We start from the raw sequence: 16,376 nt of genomic DNA, 5'->3' as shown, positions 1-16,376 counted from the left end.
TCCAATATTCCCCTGTTAGCTATGTACCTGTCGTGGATATGCAAAGCATATAAGATTGACCCCTTAATCCTATCTGTGCTCATATCTTTATATTATACTTTCCTATAAGGGCTTTCGCAATAACTTACAAATGTTCTATATTTCATGATACTCACTCTTTTACTTCTTAATTCTTTTTACTATTTTGTTTTCCCTTTACAATTATGTAAATTTCTCCGCCTATCCTTTACAAAAATATGGATATTCTCTCTTCAGTATACTCTTTTCTAAATATATACTCTAGATTTTATTATAAAGTGAAGGCTAATAATCAGTGGGGGTTTACGGGCAGCAGGGCTCCCACAAATAGCGGGGTAAAGAAACAAAAAGCCTAATCCAATATTTGGATTAGACTGCTTTTAAAATATGTTTTGCATGCTCAACATTTTCTTCTGTCGGTGGATTCACATCCGCAAGTGGATACTTATGTCCAAGTGCCTCCCATTTATAAACACCGAGTTTATGATATGGTAACACTTCCACTTTCTTAACATTAGATAGACTTTGAATAAAGTTTGATAATTTTTGCAGATCCTCTTCACCATCGGTAACACCGGGAACCAATACATGTCTTACCCAAATTAGTTTCTTTCTATCCGATAAATAACGAGCAAATTGTAAAATGTGTTCATTTGGTTTCCCTGTTAATTTACGATGTTTCTTTGAATCAATATGCTTCAAATCTAATAAAACTAAATCTGTATAATCCATTAAAATATCTAGCTTATTTTGGAATTCTGGTTCTTCAGAATAACAACCGCCCGAAGAATCGATTGTTGTATGGATACCAGCTTCTTTGCACTTTTTAAACAACTCAATTAAGAAGTCTAGCTGTAATAGTGGCTCTCCACCGCTAACTGTTATACCGCCTCCAGAAGCTTCAATAAATGGAAGGTAACATGTCACATCCTGCATCACTTCTTCAACTGTTATTTCTTTACCTTTACCGATTTCCCACGTATCAGCATTATGACAATATTGACAACGTAATAAACACCCTTGTGTAAATATGACATAACGAATCCCTGGGCCATCAACAGTACCGCAAGACTCTACAGAATGTATTCTTCCTTTTACCATGTTACTTCCTCCTTTATTGAAACAGCCTCCCTCCGCTATATATTAAAAGCGGAGGAACACTTTTTTCACTTACATACTTTCATGCATTGTACGGTTAATTACATCAATTTGTTGTTCACGAGTTAATTTAATAAAGTTAACAGCGTAACCAGATACACGAATTGTTAATTGTGGATATTTTTCAGGGTGCTCCATTGCATCCATTAATGTTTCACGGTTAAATACGTTAATATTTAAGTGGTGTCCTTGTTTTATTGCATATCCATCAAGCATAGATACTAAGTTGCGTACTTGTACATCATCTTCTTTACCAAGTGCTTTTGGAATAATAGAGAATGTATTTGAAATACCATCTTGTGCATCTTCATATGGTAATTTAGCTACAGATAATAATGACGCTAATGCACCTTTTGTATCACGGCCATGCATTGGGTTTGCGCCCGGTGCAAATGGTTCTCCAGTACGACGTCCATCTGGAGTGTTACCAGTTTTCTTACCGTATACAACGTTAGATGTGATTGTTAAGATTGACATTGTATGAACAGAATTACGGTATGTTTTATGTTTACGAATCTTGTTCATAAATGTTTTCACAAGATTTACTGCGATTTCATCTACACGATCATCATTGTTACCGTATTTAGGGAAATCTCCCTCAATTTCGAAATCAACTGCAATACCATTTTCATCACGAATTGGTTTTACTTTTGCGTATTTAATTGCACTTAAAGAGTCTGCTACTACAGATAATCCAGCGATACCTGTTGCCATTGTACGAAGAACATTTGTATCATGAAGTGCCATTTCAATACGTTCATAGCTATATTTATCGTGCATATAGTGAATTACATTTAATGTATTTAAGTATAGACCAGCTAACCATTCCATTGTCATATCGAATTTACGCATAACTTCTTCATAATCTAATACTTCAGAAGTAATTGGTGCGTATTCAGGACCAACTTGTGCTTTTGACTTTTCATCTTTACCACCGTTAACCGCATATAGTAATGCTTTCGCTAAGTTTGCACGTGCTCCGAAGAACTGCATTTGTTTACCAATTCTCATTGCTGATACACAACAAGCAATACCGTAGTCATCACCGTAGTCAGGACGCATAATGTCATCATTTTCGTATTGAATTGCTGATGTTTTAATAGACATTTTTGCACAGTAGTTTTTAAAGTTTTTCGGTAATTGTTTAGACCAAAGAACTGTTAAGTTTGGTTCTGGTGCTGGTCCTAAATTATCTAATGTATGCAAGAAACGGAATGAGTTTTTTGTTACTAACGGACGACCGTCTAACGCCATACCACCGATAGATTCAGTTACCCAAGTTGGATCTCCAGAGAATAGTTCATTATAATCAGGTGTTCTTGCAAATTTCACAAGACGTAATTTCATAATGAAATGGTCAACAATTTCTTGTGCTTTTTCTTCTGTTAAAGTACCATTTGCTAAATCTCTTTCAATGTAAATATCTAGGAATGTAGATGTACGTCCAAGGCTCATTGCTGCCCCGTTTTGCTCTTTAATTGCTGCAAGATAAGCAAAGTATAACCATTGGAAGGCCTCTTGTGCATTTGTAGCTGGCTTAGAAATATCGAATCCATGAGAAGCAGCCATCTGTTTTAACTCTTGAAGTGCACGCATTTGCTCAGATAATTCTTCGCGTAAACGCATTGTATCTTCGCTCATTACACCGCCAGTTAAATTATAATCAGCTTTTTTCGCTTCAATTAAATGATCTATACCATATAGCGCTACGCGGCGATAGTCACCGATAATACGTCCACGTCCATATGCATCTGGAAGACCAGTAATAACACCTGATTTACGAGCCGCTTTCATTTCTGGTGTGTATGCATCAAATACACCTTGATTATGAGTTTTACGCCAGTCTCTGAAAATCTTGCTAAGTTCTTTATCCATTTCATATCCATACGCTTCACAAGCTTGTTCCGCCATACGAATACCACCATATGGTTGTAAAGAACGTTTAAATGGTTTATCAGTTTGGAAACCGACCACTTTTTCAATATCTTTATTTAAATATCCTGGTTCATGTGATGTAATAGAAGAAACAATTTTTGTATCCATATCAAGAACGCCACCGTTTTCACGTTCCTTTGTTGTTAAATCCATTACTTGATCCCAAAGTTTTTTCGTTGCTTCAGTTGCTTCCGCTAAGAAAGAGTCTTCTCCCTCGTAAACGTTTACATTATTTAAAATGAAATCGCGAACATCAATCTCTGCTTTCCATTTTTCACCTTTAAAGTTTTCCCACGCGTTTTTTACATTTTCTAATACTTGAGTCATCCTAATCTCCTCCATTTTTGATTAGTACAGGACTGCGTTTTTTTATATAACAGCTTACACACTTAGAATACTACTTTTTTTCGGAGGTGGACGAAATAGTTGTGACATGTTTGTGAAATGTTGAGCAAACTACTACACCCGTAGTGTTAACTTCATGTAAAAGTCTTTATAACTAAACCTTTCTTTAATTGTATTTTTTTGGTACCCTTATATACGAGTCCTATTTTGTAATATAAGAACGATACCCATTGTAGAGCTGTAATACTCTTATCTCCTAATCTGTTATAGTTTTTATAACAGAGCAAAAAAGTGTACATACGTTGTACACTTTTTTTGTTACCACTATAAAACATCTCTTTTTCTATTTCCATCATAAAATCCACCACGACTGTTTGTTAATGCAATTAATTGCTCTAATCCTTCTATATGATCACCAATAATTCGAAGGACAGCTGGAGGATGACCTATTTTTGCGAAATGTTCACTGGGACGAATACGGTTCATCTTATCAACATCGATACGACTTACACAAGCGATTTCAAAACCTGAAAGTACAGCTTTCACTTGTGCTACACAAGGTGACAATAATGATTTATACCCTATTTCCTTCAAACAAGTACGACTAAACGCATTAGGAACCGCAATAAGAGAGCCTACTCCTAAATCTTTTCTATCACAAGCTAAATTTAATGCATATTTAAATGCTGTTACAAGATGAAGTGGTACTCTCAAATCTAAATAATGATTTAAATCATTTAATGCGACATCCGTTCCATCTGCAATAGCTTTTGCAAAGGGATATAGCTCACTAGCTGGGATAACAAAATCACCGTCTATAAATAAAACAATTTCTCCTTTTGCAAAATAAGTTCCAAGTGAACGCCCCACATCGTTTCCAAGTGCTTCTTTATACACAATTGTTGTTGCTCCCTTGTCTTTTGCAATTGTTGCCGTTTTATCGGACGAACCATTTACAACAACAATGATTTCCAATGGTTCAATTTTGCGAAGCTCTTCTATAATCTTTCCAATCGTCATCTCTTCATTTTGCACAGGAATAATAACCGATAATTGCTGTCCTTTATACAAATTAGATGTAATGCCCCATCCTTGATAAAAGTCTTCAAAATTTAGAGTATGGTAGACACTATCTCTTTTCCTATTTCCATCGCAATATCCCCCGCGCGTATCACTGCCTAATATCCTCTCTGCTACAGCTTCTATATGATCGCCTATCATTCGTTTTTCGGAATGAGCAAGATTCGTGCCGTATGCAGCATGCTCGAGTGGGCGAAATTTATTCGGAGTAATAACATCAATCGCACAATGACGGCTAATTCTCCATTTACTTTGTGCTAGGCGTAGATGAGCCACAATAGGATTAACAAAACATTCGTATCCAATATTTTGCACAACTTCCTTCGTCAGCGCATGAGGTACAGATAGTAAAGAATCAATTTTTAATTCTTCACGCTCTAACATTGCATTTAATATTTGGCGCCATACTGTAATAGAATGTGGTTTTTGTTTCTTTAAAAATAATGCGTCTAAATTATTTAAAACTACATCAGCCTGATCATATAAAATTGGATTAAGAAATAATTGCAATTGTGAAGTTCGAATAGCAAAATCACCATCTACAAACAGTAATACATCACCTATCGCATGTTTTGCACCAACTGCGCGTCCAACATCGTTACCAAGTGACTCTTTATGCTGGATTACTGTACATCCTAAGCTCTCAGCAATCGCTTCTGTACCATCATTACACCCATTTGCTACTACAATAATCTCTACTGGGTTTAGTGCTTTTACCGATTGAACCACGTCTGAAATCGTATCCACTTCATTACATACGGGAATAATAACTGATAACGACTTAGCCATTGTTTTCTTCACGAAACCACTTAATAGTTTCTTTCAATCCTTGTTCCCACGTTACTTTCGCTTGAAACTGAACAAGTTCTCTTAATTTCGTTACATCTGGTTTTCGATTTGGAATTTCTTCAAATCCATGTGGATATACTTCCTCAAATGGAACGTGCACAATTTTGGAAACAGACTTCGTTAATTTTTTTATATCTTCCGCTACTTCCCTTATATTTTTTTCATTCTCAGAACCTATATTAATAATTTCACCATTTACCTTCTCATCCATTGCAAGAATTGTTGCCTCGACCGCATCACTTACATACGTAAAGCAACGTGTCTGCTTCCCATCTCCATATACGAGAATATCGTCACCTTGCAAAGCCGCACGAATAAATCGTGGAATTACTCCTGCGTATGGACCATCTTTCGCTCTTGGACCATAAATATTAAAATAACGAACAATCGTTACAGGTAAGCCTTCTAATGCGTACCCTAAACATAATGTTTCCTCTAACGTTTTACAAATTGCATAACTCCAACGTATTTTGGAAGTTGCACCGTATAAACGATCTCCTTCTTCAGAGAATGGCGGCTCTCCCTTTCCATATACTTCAGAAGTAGATGCAAATACTACTTTCTTCTTCCCTTTTAACGCTGCTTGTAAAATATTTCTCGTTCCATCGAAATTTGTTTCAATAAGCTCTACACTTTTTTCCATTGTAGTTTTGACTCCCAAAATTGCAGCTAAATGAAACACCACATCATGTTGATTTACTAATTCATAAATTGAATTTTTATCTAAAACGCTTATTGGAATAACCCGGAGCTCTTTCATTAACTCATTATGATATTTATTTTTTCCTTTATAGAAGTTATCAACAATAGTAACTTCATAACCTCTTTTCACCAACTCTTCAGCTAAATGCGAACCAATAAATCCTGCTCCACCTGTAATTAAACATTTTTTACTCATACACTCACCTTCTTTACGATTCCACGTGTATCTATTAATCGCTCAATCCCTTTAAAAAGATTCCAATCGATACTAGAGTGATCCGTTACAATTAAAATGCAATCTGCTTGTTTAATTCTTTGTTCATCTAATGGAACAGATTGATATAGTGTATCTCCAATTTCCGCTGTAGAAATATACGGATCATGATATTCTATCTTGTATCCTTCTTTTATTAATAATTGAACAATTGGCAACGCTGGTGATTCTCTCAAATCATTTACATCTTTCTTATACGCAATCCCTACAATTAAAACCGTTGCGGGTGATTGCACCGTACCTTTTACTTTCCCAATTATTTTCTCTGGCATTTCTTCATTAATTACATGTGCCGCCTCAATTAATTGACTAATTGCTCCACTCTTTTTTATTCTCCATTGGAAATATAAAGGGTCTACCGGAATACAATGTCCCCCTATTCCTGGTCCTGGCCAATACGGAGTAAATCCAAACGGTTTTGTAGATGCTGCTTCAAGTGCCTCATAAAAATTAATATTCAAACTTTCACAAAGTATATTTAACTCATTTACTAATGAAATATTAACTAAGCGCTGAATATTTTCAAATAGCTTACACATCTCTGCTACTTTCGGGGAGCTAACGGGAACAACTACATCAAATATAGTGCTATACAAATCCTGTACTTTTTGTTTACACTGCTCGGTTTGTCCACTAATAACTTTTGGAATTGTTTCGACTGAATACTGACTATTTGCTGGGTCAATTCGCTCTGGTGAATAGCCAATATAATAATCTTCTCCTACCTTTTTACCTGTTTGAGAAATAATCGGAATGATAACTTCCTCCAGTGTACCTGGATATGTGGAGCTTTCAAAAATGAAGGTTTGTCCTTTTTGAAGGTTTTGTTGTATATAATAAGAGGCTGAAATGAGGGCACTTAAATCTGGTTCTTTCTGCTCATTAATTGGGGTTGGCACGGTCACAATGACATAATCGCTATGCTTAAAATCTGCAACACCTTTATCTGGTGTATTCACTATTAATTTTCTTTCGTTTATTAAGCCTTGTAATACTTTAGAAGACACATCAGGAATATAACTTTCTCCTTTTATAATTGATTCTATTTTCCTAGTATCCTTATCTAATCCAAGTACAGCATGTCCTTTTTCTGCAAAAAGGACCGCTAAAGGAAGGCCAACATATCCTAATCCAATAATGGTTACTTTACTACTAGCATTCATCTATATTCTCTTCTTCCCTTCTCAATTGTAGTATTATATCTCTATCCCTTTCTCCATCCGTAAAACTCCCGCGCTCATTCGTATGCTGTAATAAATAAGCAATCGCCTCAAGCTGATCTCCGAAAATACGATCAAATGCAGGAATTCGTCCGTTTACAAACCCGTGTTGTTCTGGACGTATACGGTTCGGTTTTATAACATCAACAAAATCTATTGCGCTTATAGAAAAATCAGCTAAAATAGCTTTCATTTGAGCTAACGGTGGAATAACGAGGGCCTCGTATCCAATCTTCTCTATTACTTTTTTATGCATAGCATGTGGTACTGCCGTTAATGAGTTGTTCCATAAGTCTGGTCGTTTTGCTACCAAATTCACGAAATATTTCCCCATACTAATTGGATCTGTAGGATGAAACATATCCAATAAACATTGCAAGTCATTTAACGCAACATCATTTCCATCTTCTACAGCACGTAAAAATGGAACTAGGTCTTTCGCACCAATCACAAAATCACCATCTAAAAATAAATAAATATCAGCCGTAGCATGCATGGCTCCTATTGCTCTTGCCACATTGTGCCCAAGTGCTTTTGAAAATTCAAGGACAATAACATTCTCTAGTTTTGCTTGTTTAATTGTCTCCGCATCCGCTCCATTCGCAACAACTATAATTTCATCTATACCTGCTTTTTTCACTTCTTGTATAACAGATCTTATAGTCATTTTTTCTTCTGATACTGGTATAATCGCACTGTATTTCGCTTTTTCCTTTTGTAATAAAACTGGTTTATACTTCCCTATAAACTCTCTATCCCTGTTTCCCTCCGAAAAACCGCCGCGTTTACCATATGTTTCGATTACGTATTGCAAAGCACGCAAATGATCACCCATAATACGACTAGTCGCTTTCGGATAAGGAGAACCAGGTGATGTACCCGTATGCACAGGACGAACCTTATTCGTGTGAATTACATCGACCGAAGCCATATCGGCAATATCTACTCCTCTAGACATCGCCATCGCTTGAAATAGTGCTGGATCTGCTAAATTCCACCACCCAAGATTCTCAATAACATCCCGATTCATCGCATGTGGAATTGCGATTAAAGAACCAACAACAAGCTCTTTTTTATTCAAATAACGATTCAACATGAATTTCCCAACTGTCGTATAGTGTGGTCTCATCTTTAAATAAACAGACCATGTTAAATTATTCACAACAATTTGATGCCCTTGCTGAACTCCTTTCACGAAACGTTGTAGCTCTTTACTCTCAATAACGATGTCACCATCTAAAAACAATACAATTTCACCTTTTGCTTCTCTAGCTCCAATTGCCCTTCCTACATCATTGCCAAAAGAATGTTTATAATAAATTACATGGCAACTATGCTGTAATGCGACTTCCTTCGTTCCATCTGTCGATCCATTATCTACTACAATAATTTCATACGGCTTCAGCTTCTCCACTTCTACTAAAACTTGTGATAAAGTACTTGCTTCATTATGCGCTGGAATAACAACTGATATTCTCATACTTGTATCACTCTTACCCTTCCAAGCGAACATAAGCAATAATAGGAATACGCACGAGTACATCTTCAGGTGGTCCATAAGAAGGTGATGTACGAACACTTACTGCCCCATCCGTCACAGATAAAAGAATACCTGCAACAATTTCAACAGCTGTCACAACTTGCACTAATTCACCAACATGGTTACGCAATTCATCAGTAAATAACATATATAAGTCTCCTTTCTTACACTTCTTTCATTGATATAATACTTGTAAATGGTAATAAAACTTCAGTTCCTATTCCTTCTTGCAGCGTTAAGAAATCGTCACCAACTGCTACAATAACACCTGTTAACTGTCCAACTGTCACAGTAATTTCTACGTTTTTACCTAAATATTGCTTTGCAATTTCCTTAAAAGGTGATGTATTGCATTCTTTTAAAATGTTACAAATAATAGATTGAAATTGACTTGATTCTATAAACTCTTCCGTAGCTTGCTTAGAATTTCTTTGAATAAATCTCGCGAAGTTTTGCGAAAATAAAAGTCGTTCCACAGCAGGCAGTAACTTGTCATCTAAAAAATAGCCTAATTGTCTATTAAACAGTCGGGATAATTTATGCCAATATTTTCTGAACAGACACATATGCTTCTCCTCCTATTATTTTTAAAGTATAAAAATTTACATCCATACATCTTAATTTATACAAAGCAGGCTTTTTTTGTGATAGGTAAGGCATACATTTTCTAAAAGAAATAATTGTTTCAGAGCATAAAAAAAGATAGATGGTTTCCCATCTATCTCTTTGCTAATCTTTAATTTTTAATTGTCACAATGGCAGCTACGCCGTAATATACCGCTCTTGATAATTCTGCTTGTTCGGATATAGAAGCTGTAACAAGGGATCCACCACTTGCCGAAAAATATTTTGCAGCTTCTAACGGAATACCATCTTCTTTCACATCAATATGTGTTCCATCTTGCCAGTCTATTTTCTGCATTGTTGCTGAAAAGTCCCCAGTCACTTTACCAATTTCCTTACCATTCATCTCTAAAAATATCCATTCCCATTTTGTTAAACTTAGTACTTGTTTCAACTCTCCAATTTTCTTTCCATTTATACTATAAAATATATAGAAGTTACGCACGCCCATCTTCTTTTGAACACGCAGCAATCTTTCTCCCGATTGATTATATAAATAAAATTGTTGCTTATGTAGTCCCTTAAAAAGAAAAGAAAGTGCACCTTTCCATATACTTTGAATAACGGAATTATACTCTTCTTTTAAAAACCCTACTGCCTTGCCATCTAATCCAAAGTACGTTATTACTTGAAATACCCCTACCTCTCTACGAACAACGAACTTTTGTTGTTCAAATAATCTAGAGCTCCCTATATTACAATTGTCCTGTTTAAGCATTTTTGCTCTTCGTTTTTCTATAAAACTATATATTAGTAATCCAAACGCTGGTAGCAAAATACCTATTAATTTCAGGATTTCTTTATCTGAAGTGAATATTGTTCCTTTTTTATATTCCATAACTAATCCAATTACAACGATAATCCATACAATGATAGCTATAAACAAAGTTCGTTTCGCATTGCGTGCATGATGCTTATGTATACTCATAAACCTCCCCCTTTTCCATTTATTTCATTATCGCACCGCACATATATTTCCTCAATGCAAAAAAGACTATCCAAAAGGACAGTCTTTTACACTTCTATATTTCGTAACATTGTATAAATGTCGTTATTCACTTTACCAAATGATTTGATGTTGTTTTGAATGTTAGATAATAACACAACATATACACTACCATTTTTACTAAATCCATTTAAGCAATTCCAACCTGGCATTACACCGTGATTTGAATAACTGCCTGGATCTACATACCAGCCAAATCCGTAATCCTTTTTCACGGCTGTAAACATTTGATCATAACTCTCTTTTGAAATTAATTTTCCTGAGAATAGCGCTTCATTAAATAAATATAAATCATGTGCGCTTGTATATATATCACCACAACCATATAGTTGTGACATGCTCGGAATGTTAGGTGTTGTCATGTTGTTATTCACTATTTTATAACCTGTTGATGGGAACCTTGTTTGCTCTAACGCTTTACCAAAACCAGAATGCTTCATACCAGCAGTAGCAAAAATATGTTGTTTAATATATTCTTCTAATGGTTGTCCACTTACCTTCTCAGCAATGTAAGCAAGTATAGAGTAGTTCGAATCGGAATACTTCCATTTCTCTCCTGGACCGCCAATACGCTTTTGATTCCCTATCCGCTTTATCAGTTCTTCATGAGAGATATCTTCTGTTCCCTGCTCATATTCAGGAATTCCTGATGTATGTGTTAATAAATGTTTTAGCTGAATGCTATTACCTTGAGGAAAATCTGGGATATACTTCGCTACTGTATCTTCTACTTGTAATTTATTCTGATCTTTCAATTGCATAATAGCGGTCGCTACAAATGCCTTTGAAATAGAGCCAATATAAAAGGTTGTTTCTGAATTATTCGGTACTTGCTTCTCTTTGTTCGCCATACCGTATCCTTTATTCAAAAGAACTTTTCCGTTCTTCACAATAACAGCTGTCCCACTAAATCCTGCGTTTTGTAAATATTGATCCAATTGAGCGTTTTCATTAATTTCTTGAGGCGGTCCTTCAGCAGGTTTCTCTATAACTTGCGCCTGTTTTATCTGTTCTTCCTGTTCTTTTTGTTTTCTTTGTTTTTCAGCTTCTTGCCTTTTCATTTCTTCTTTCTTTTTTATCTCTTCTTGCTTCTTCATTTCTGCTGCTGCTTTTAAAGTTTCCTCTTTTTTATTATGCGCAACAATTTTTGTATACATGAAATATACAAGTGACAGTAGTAGGGCTAGAATGATTGTTCTTTTTATGTATACAATCGACAGATTTGCTTTCTCATTAACAGTATTTTTTTCCTGATCCATGATTACCTTTTTCCCCTTATTTACCGATAATTTAATTCATCTACACAAGACTTATTTCAAATCATTTTCGCAGATTATGGACACTCCATTTTATGTCATCACTACTGTATCACGCACCGAACATATTACCAACCTATATGTTCAAAAAAGAAAAAGAAAATTTATAAAAGTAAGATTCCCTTTAAAAAATTAACAAAAAAAGAGGATATCCTGTAAAAGACTGTTGTTATCAATCTTTTTGGATATCCTCTTATCTAACTATTTACACGTGTTTTTTCATATCATCGGCAACAGATTCAACGTTTGTGCCTACGATAACTTGTACACTTGTATTACTTAATTTCATAACACCTTTTGCACCTGCGCGTTTTAATGCCGGCTCATTTACTAAACCTGCATCTTTCACTTGTAAGCGTAGACGCGTTGCACAGTTATCAATAACTGTTAAATTGTCTTTTCCACCTAAAGCAGCTACATAAGTTTCACCAATTGAACCTGCAACTGGTGCGTCTCCATCTTCAACTAACTCATCATCATCATCTTCACGACCAGGAGTTTTTAAGTCGAACTTCTTAATTAAGAAGTAGAATACTACAAAGTAAATTGCTGCGTAAATTAAACCGATTCCAGCTAGTAACACTGGTTTTGTTGCAATACCAAAGTTTAAGAAGTAATCAATTGCACCGGCACTAAATGTGAAACCATCGTGAATGCCAAGTGATGTTGTTACGAATAAAGAAATACCTGTTAACACGGCATGAATACCATATAATAATGGTGATAAGAACATGAATGAGAATTCAATAGGTTCTGTAATACCAGTTAAGAATGAAGTTAATGCTAGACCACCTAACATCCCTGTAACCATTTTACGTTTTTCTGGTTTAGCAGCTGCAATCATTGCGAAACAAGCTGCTGGTAAACCGAACATCATAACTGGGAAGAAACCAGTCATAAACATACCTGCTGTTTTATCCCCTGCAAGGAAGCGAGCGATATCACCATTTACAACATTACCTGCTGCATTTGTAAAGTCACCAAATACGAACCAGAAGTATGTGTTCATTACATGGTGTAAACCAATTGGGATTAATAGACGGTTTAATAAACCAAATAGACCTGAACCAACTGCACCTAAATTAACAATTCCATGAGCCAGTGCATCAATACCATTTTGAATTGCCGGCCAAATTTGTGCGAATAGAATTCCTAATATTAGCATCACAACCGATGTAACAATCGGAACGAAACGTTTTCCAGCAAAGAAACCTAACCATTCTGGAAGTTTAATTTTATGGAATTTATTATAAAGGAACCCTGCTATAACACCGACAATAATACCACCTAAAACTTTCATATCCACTTTAGTCGATAATTCGGCTGCCTTAGATACTTGTGTCATTGTATCTGCAAGCTTAGATGGATCTACATTCGCGCTATTGCCTATTAAATCTTGGACTTTACCTAATTTATCTTGTAATTCTGCAGTAGAATATCCCTTACTAAGTGCATCAATACTGTTTTTCATAACAAGATAACCAATTGCACCTGCAAGACCTGCTGCACCACTACCATCAACTGAAAGACCTATTGCAATACCAATTGCAAAAATAAGTGCTAAATTATCAAAAACCGCTGCGCCGGCCTGTGCCATAACAGGAATATTAAATACATCTGGTTGCCCTAAACGAAGCAATAATCCTGCTGCTGGTAGTACTGCGATTGGAAGCATTAACGCTTTACCAATACGTTGTAAAAACTGCAACATTTTAATTCCCCCTATCAAATTTATGAAATCGTTATCATTATAAGTACGCTTTAGAAAACGCTTTCTATTACATAACCATAATAACATATAGTTGTATAGATGTGTAGTTTTTATTTCCGAACTTTTTATGGATAAGTTTTCTATTTCCAAACTGTTATATAAAAGGAAAATTCTCCTTATTGAATACAAAATATACAGGCAAAAAAACTAATTATAGCACAGATAACTTTCGTTTTATCATTCCACTTTTTCATGTTATTATTTATTTCCGAGCATATCGGGAAAAGTAAACTAAGTTAATTCGAAATAGGAGCGTTGGTACTATGCAGTGCATTAAAACAAACAACTTACAACAGTTGTTAGAACAAGTAACACCATATACGAAAAAAGGAAAGCTTGCTACTTATATCCCCGAACTAGGCAATGCAAATCCAGATGATTTAGGTATTGCCATTTTCCATAAAGAGAAAGAATATGTCCATGCTGGCAACTCACAAACACTATTTACTCTTCAAAGTATTTCCAAAGTAATTACACTTGCACTTGCCCTTTTAGATCGTGGTGAAGAATATGTATTTTCTAAAGTTGGAATGGAGCCAACCGGTGACCCTTTCAATTCTATTATTAAGTTAGAAACGACAAGTCCTTCCAAACCTCTTAATCCAATGATTAATGCAGGAGCACTAGCTATTACAAGCATGTTAGCAGGAAAAGATAACGAAGAAAAAATGGAGCATATTCTTCATTTTGTACGTGAAATAACAGATAATCCTACTATTAATTATTCTTCTACAGTTGCTAATTCAGAATTAGAGACTGCTTACTTAAACCGTTCACTTTGTTACTATATGAAACAAAACGGAATTATCGATTGTGATATTGAAGAACTTATGGATTTATACACTCGTCAATGTGCAGTTGAAGTAAACTGTATCGATTTAGCACGTATTGGCTTAATTTTTGCAATGGATGGATATGATCCATATAAAAAGAAACAGATCATCCCTAAACATATTACGAAAATCTGTAAAACATTTATGGTTACTTGCGGGATGTATAATGAATCTGGTGAATTTGCAATTCGTGTTGGAATCCCTGCAAAAAGTGGTGTAGCGGGCGGCATTTTCGGCTGCGTAAAAGGCGAAATGGGAATCGGTATTTTCGGACCAGCTTTAGATGCAAACGGAAATAGTATCGCTGGTTTTAAAATTCTCGAATTACTTTCTGCCCAAGAAGGTTGGAGTATGTTTTAATTTAGAAGTTATCCTGCTATATTGGCAGGATTTTTTATTTCACGAAAAAGTCCGTTCTACTAGGCATCAACACAATTCAAAAAAACAGTAATAAAAGTTCTCTTTATTATGCATATTTGCTCCCCCCTCCTGAATAATATAGTACAACCTAGCGCTGTATGTGGAGGTGTAAAAGATGAAACTCATATTTCAAATGGAGAAACAACCTGTTCTCGAAAAAACAATTCTTCTTTTCATATTGAGTATTGTAGAAAGTTTGAAACTAAAAGTTGTTTCACTCGATGAAGCTCACCGATACATATTCAATTTAGAAGTGCTTGAACTATTAATGGATCGGAACATCGATGATCAAGTACTAGAACTTATTCATTTCGGAATGGGACTTGAAGACATTTATCATGTACTTCCCGAAGAACTTGAGCATAGTATTGAAGAACTGAAATGGCTTTGTATTCAAGTTTTAAGTGAGTACAGTATGCATGATGAAGAATGCGAACAACTAATTGAAGATATACGCTAAAAAGCACCTATACAGGTGCTTTTACTTTTTTAAAGCTTTTTACACACAAAGATTTGTATAATACTTACAACCTTTCATTACCGTGAAAAGATTTCACGTCGATATATGCAATTTCTTAGTGTATTTCCAAGGAAATACTCGAATACTGTTTTCTCTATCCTTCTTACAACAATTGATCAATTCCAATAAGAATTACTAACACACCTGCAATTATAGTTGCCCATTTCCCTAAGTATTCAGCTAAAAATCTTTTACCCACATACGTAAAACCGCTAATACAAATAAAACTAAAAATCCCAGAAATACATGCCGTAAGCCAAAGATTTAAATTTGTTACTCCAGCATCAAATCCACCTGCAATATTATTTATGGATAATGCAACTCCTAAAACAATTGCTTCCGAAAAACTAATTGTTTTAGAACCATCAAAATCTGCTTTTTCTGGATCACGTAAAACCCCCATAAGTACACTACTATCTTTAGATCCTACGGTATCTTTTTGACTCAAGAAAGGCTGACATAAAATACACACCCCAATTATTCCTAAAACAATTGCTCCAATAAGGTTTGCTGTGAACTCTGAAATAAATAATGCGATCCAATTCCCAAAAAATCCAGCTAGTAAAGTAAATGAAAATCCAAAAAATGCGATGATAAAATTATTGAACCACGAAATTCGAATTTTACGAATGCCATATGCAATCCCAACACCTGCATTATCTAAATTAGACGCAATCCCGATTAAAAAAATTGAAAATAAACCCGCTGTACTCATCGTACAGTCACCCCTTTCTCACTTTTCAATGCATATTATGAAAATGTTGA

Annotated in this window: 15 protein-coding genes; 2 read left to right on the top strand and 13 right to left on the bottom strand. The window is 35.2% G+C overall.

From position 1 onward, the window contains the following. Nucleotides 1-387: 387 nt before the first annotated feature. The 12 genes from pflA to nagE all read right to left on the bottom strand — a co-directional run bounded on the left by pflA (nucleotide 388) and on the right by nagE (nucleotide 13,778). Nucleotides 388-1,119, bottom strand: a complete 732-nt coding sequence (pflA, locus tag MHB76_RS02455) for a pyruvate formate-lyase-activating protein (protein ID WP_002159384.1) — start codon at nucleotides 1,117-1,119, stop codon at nucleotides 388-390. A gap of 69 nt (nucleotides 1,120-1,188) precedes the next feature. Next, on the bottom strand, nucleotides 1,189-3,438 hold the full coding sequence (pflB, locus tag MHB76_RS02450; RefSeq protein WP_078173496.1) for a formate C-acetyltransferase: 2,250 nt from the start codon (nucleotides 3,436-3,438) through the stop codon (nucleotides 1,189-1,191). A 152-nt stretch (nucleotides 3,439-3,590) separates the two neighbouring features. Then, nucleotides 3,591-3,812, bottom strand: coding sequence for a hypothetical protein (locus tag MHB76_RS02445; RefSeq protein ID WP_002159385.1), 222 nt, complete (start codon nucleotides 3,810-3,812; stop codon nucleotides 3,591-3,593). Then, complete coding sequence (locus tag MHB76_RS02440; protein WP_078173564.1) at nucleotides 3,781-5,325, bottom strand: glycosyltransferase family 2 protein; 1,545 nt, start codon at nucleotides 5,323-5,325, stop codon at nucleotides 3,781-3,783. The genes MHB76_RS02445 and MHB76_RS02440 overlap by 32 nt, the downstream gene beginning before the upstream one ends. Further along, on the bottom strand, nucleotides 5,318-6,283 hold the full coding sequence (locus tag MHB76_RS02435; protein ID WP_078173497.1) for an NAD-dependent epimerase/dehydratase family protein: 966 nt from the start codon (nucleotides 6,281-6,283) through the stop codon (nucleotides 5,318-5,320). The genes MHB76_RS02440 and MHB76_RS02435 overlap by 8 nt, the downstream gene beginning before the upstream one ends. Continuing rightward, nucleotides 6,280-7,524 (bottom strand): nucleotide sugar dehydrogenase, encoded by a 1,245-nt coding sequence (locus MHB76_RS02430; protein WP_078173498.1) that lies wholly within the window; start codon nucleotides 7,522-7,524, stop codon nucleotides 6,280-6,282. Before MHB76_RS02430 ends, MHB76_RS02435 begins: the two co-directional genes overlap by 4 nt. Next, nucleotides 7,514-9,061, bottom strand: a complete 1,548-nt coding sequence (locus MHB76_RS02425; RefSeq protein ID WP_078173499.1) for a glycosyltransferase family 2 protein — start codon at nucleotides 9,059-9,061, stop codon at nucleotides 7,514-7,516. The genes MHB76_RS02430 and MHB76_RS02425 overlap by 11 nt, the downstream gene beginning before the upstream one ends. Before the next feature lie 13 nt (nucleotides 9,062-9,074). Beyond that, complete coding sequence (locus MHB76_RS02420) at nucleotides 9,075-9,269, bottom strand: hypothetical protein (protein WP_002029614.1); 195 nt, start codon at nucleotides 9,267-9,269, stop codon at nucleotides 9,075-9,077. Between the two features lie 16 nt (nucleotides 9,270-9,285). Continuing rightward, nucleotides 9,286-9,687, bottom strand: a complete 402-nt coding sequence (locus tag MHB76_RS02415) for a hypothetical protein (RefSeq protein WP_016103463.1) — start codon at nucleotides 9,685-9,687, stop codon at nucleotides 9,286-9,288. Between the two features lie 170 nt (nucleotides 9,688-9,857). Continuing rightward, on the bottom strand, nucleotides 9,858-10,673 hold the full coding sequence (locus MHB76_RS02410) for a hypothetical protein (RefSeq protein WP_002201859.1): 816 nt from the start codon (nucleotides 10,671-10,673) through the stop codon (nucleotides 9,858-9,860). 86 nt (nucleotides 10,674-10,759) lie between these two features. Continuing rightward, a complete protein-coding gene (locus MHB76_RS02405) occupies nucleotides 10,760-12,010 on the bottom strand; it encodes a serine hydrolase domain-containing protein (protein ID WP_078173500.1) in 1,251 nt (416 codons plus the stop codon). Between the two features lie 262 nt (nucleotides 12,011-12,272). Further along, on the bottom strand, nucleotides 12,273-13,778 hold the full coding sequence (gene nagE / locus MHB76_RS02400; RefSeq protein ID WP_002159393.1) for an N-acetylglucosamine-specific PTS transporter subunit IIBC: 1,506 nt from the start codon (nucleotides 13,776-13,778) through the stop codon (nucleotides 12,273-12,275). A gap of 323 nt (nucleotides 13,779-14,101) precedes the next feature. On the opposite strand from nagE, the gene glsA reads away from it, so the two are divergent. Then, nucleotides 14,102-15,031, top strand: coding sequence for a glutaminase A (gene glsA / locus MHB76_RS02395; RefSeq protein WP_002159394.1), 930 nt, complete (start codon nucleotides 14,102-14,104; stop codon nucleotides 15,029-15,031). A 175-nt stretch (nucleotides 15,032-15,206) separates the two neighbouring features. Beyond that, nucleotides 15,207-15,551: a DUF3969 family protein gene (locus MHB76_RS02390; RefSeq protein ID WP_002159395.1), complete on the top strand. Its 345-nt coding sequence runs from the start codon at nucleotides 15,207-15,209 to the stop codon at nucleotides 15,549-15,551. A 163-nt stretch (nucleotides 15,552-15,714) separates the two neighbouring features. Here MHB76_RS02390 and MHB76_RS02385 read toward each other — a convergent pair whose 3' ends face one another. Further along, a complete protein-coding gene (locus MHB76_RS02385) occupies nucleotides 15,715-16,326 on the bottom strand; it encodes a manganese efflux pump (RefSeq protein ID WP_078173502.1) in 612 nt (203 codons plus the stop codon). Nucleotides 16,327-16,376: the final 50 nt, after the last annotated feature.

Source organism: Bacillus sp. FSL M7-1345 (assembly GCF_038006985.1).
Lineage (GTDB): Bacteria > Bacillota > Bacilli > Bacillales > Bacillaceae_G > Bacillus_A > Bacillus_A cereus_U.
The sequence above is the reverse complement of the archived record's forward strand: the minus strand, read 5'-3'. Positions and strand labels throughout refer to the sequence as shown.

What these genes read in the sequence shown, in the direction of transcription:
- glsA (WP_002159394.1), top strand. Translation starts at nt 14,102, where the DNA reads ATGCAGTGCATTAAAACAAACAACTTACAACAGTTGTTAGAACAAGTA.
- MHB76_RS02435 (WP_078173497.1), bottom strand. Translation starts at nt 6,283, where the DNA reads ATGAGTAAAAAATGTTTAATTACAGGTGGAGCAGGATTTATTGGTTCG.
- pflA (WP_002159384.1), bottom strand. Translation starts at nt 1,119, where the DNA reads ATGGTAAAAGGAAGAATACATTCTGTAGAGTCTTGCGGTACTGTTGAT.
- MHB76_RS02420 (WP_002029614.1), bottom strand. Translation starts at nt 9,269, where the DNA reads ATGTTATTTACTGATGAATTGCGTAACCATGTTGGTGAATTAGTGCAA.
- MHB76_RS02440 (WP_078173564.1), bottom strand. Translation starts at nt 5,325, where the DNA reads ATGGCTAAGTCGTTATCAGTTATTATTCCCGTATGTAATGAAGTGGAT.
- MHB76_RS02410 (WP_002201859.1), bottom strand. Translation starts at nt 10,673, where the DNA reads ATGAGTATACATAAGCATCATGCACGCAATGCGAAACGAACTTTGTTT.
- MHB76_RS02430 (WP_078173498.1), bottom strand. Translation starts at nt 7,524, where the DNA reads ATGAATGCTAGTAGTAAAGTAACCATTATTGGATTAGGATATGTTGGC.
- nagE (WP_002159393.1), bottom strand. Translation starts at nt 13,778, where the DNA reads ATGTTGCAGTTTTTACAACGTATTGGTAAAGCGTTAATGCTTCCAATC.
- MHB76_RS02385 (WP_078173502.1), bottom strand. Translation starts at nt 16,326, where the DNA reads ATGAGTACAGCGGGTTTATTTTCAATTTTTTTAATCGGGATTGCGTCT.
- MHB76_RS02405 (WP_078173500.1), bottom strand. Translation starts at nt 12,010, where the DNA reads ATGGATCAGGAAAAAAATACTGTTAATGAGAAAGCAAATCTGTCGATT.
- MHB76_RS02415 (WP_016103463.1), bottom strand. Translation starts at nt 9,687, where the DNA reads ATGTGTCTGTTCAGAAAATATTGGCATAAATTATCCCGACTGTTTAAT.
- pflB (WP_078173496.1), bottom strand. Translation starts at nt 3,438, where the DNA reads ATGACTCAAGTATTAGAAAATGTAAAAAACGCGTGGGAAAACTTTAAA.
- MHB76_RS02445 (WP_002159385.1), bottom strand. Translation starts at nt 3,812, where the DNA reads ATGATGGAAATAGAAAAAGAGATGTTTTATAGTGGTAACAAAAAAAGT.
- MHB76_RS02425 (WP_078173499.1), bottom strand. Translation starts at nt 9,061, where the DNA reads ATGAGAATATCAGTTGTTATTCCAGCGCATAATGAAGCAAGTACTTTA.
- MHB76_RS02390 (WP_002159395.1), top strand. Translation starts at nt 15,207, where the DNA reads ATGAAACTCATATTTCAAATGGAGAAACAACCTGTTCTCGAAAAAACA.